This window comes from Pseudomonas sp. NPDC090592, from assembly GCF_044769185.1.
Classification (GTDB): domain Bacteria; phylum Pseudomonadota; class Gammaproteobacteria; order Pseudomonadales; family Pseudomonadaceae; genus Aquipseudomonas.
Map to the genome: position 1 here is coordinate 1 of NZ_JBIVXJ010000071.1, position 1,052 is coordinate 1,052.

The window sequence follows — 1,052 nt, forward strand, 5'->3', positions numbered from 1 at the left end:
CAAGGCCGCTCCTTGTATCTCGACTTTCGCCTCTCAAAAGGCGAAAGTTCTCGACTGATCATCGAGGGAAGGCCTTGAAGCCGAGCCGCTCCAAGGGCATCGAGCCCGCACTGTAGATAACGCTCTGGCCTTCCAACCCCACTCGATTAGTTCGAACGGTATCTAGTGCCCGCCCCCGGCGTGAGCACGCATTAACAAGGTTGAACTGAGTGTAGGGTGATCGACTTTCGCAGTTTGAAGGAGGAGATCATGTCCGTCTTTGTTGGCGTTGATGTCGCCAAAAAATCTTTCGACATTGCCACCCCGCTTCCCAACGGCAAGACGCGCACCAAAGCCAAGCTCACCAACGATCCTGGAGGATTCAAGCAGTTCAGCGACTGGCTTGAGCGTCATGCCGAACCAGGCGCCTGGATCGTTATGGAGGCTACAGGCACCTATCACGAAGCGTTGGCCGAGCACTGTCACAACCAAGGTTATCGGGTGTGCATTCTGAACCCGGCGGTAATCGCAAAATTTGCTGACGTAGAGCTCCGGCGCGTTAAAACCGACAAGGCTGACGCCAAGGTCATTGCTGCCTACGGCCAACAAAAGGCTGTCTCGCTTCGCCAGTGGGAGCCTGAGCCCCCTGCACAGCGCCGCTTGCGTGCTTTGGTGCGGCGGCTGGACGACCTCAAGGAAATGCGTCAGATGGAGCAGAATCGTTTGGATGTCGCACAAGATGCGGTACAGCAGTCGATTCAGGACGTCATCGGGCACATCACCGAAGAGCTGGAAAAGACCAGGAAGGCCATTGAGCAGACGATCGATGATGATCCAGACCTGCGCAAGCGACGTGATCTGATTACCTCGATTGATGGTTTGGGTGACACCACTGCTACGTTGCTGCTCGCCGAGTTGGGCGATCCACTGAAATACCAAAGCCCCTCTGCGATTGTCGCGTTCTCAGGCCTGAACCCGGTAGTTCAGCAATCGGGAGAGTTCATAGGTCAGAGCACCATCTCGCGTACGGGCGCCTCAAGGCTGCGTGCGGGCTTGTGGATGTCAGGCACTGT

General features: G+C 56.4%; 1 protein-coding gene. It reads left to right on the top strand.

Annotation, left to right across the window (positions count from 1 at the left end; translation table 11 throughout):
• Positions 1–249 precede the first annotated feature (249 nt).
• Positions 250–1,052: IS110 family transposase (locus ACIQUI_RS28435; RefSeq protein ID WP_403204419.1), on the top strand; the 803-nt coding region annotated here is incomplete at its 3' end.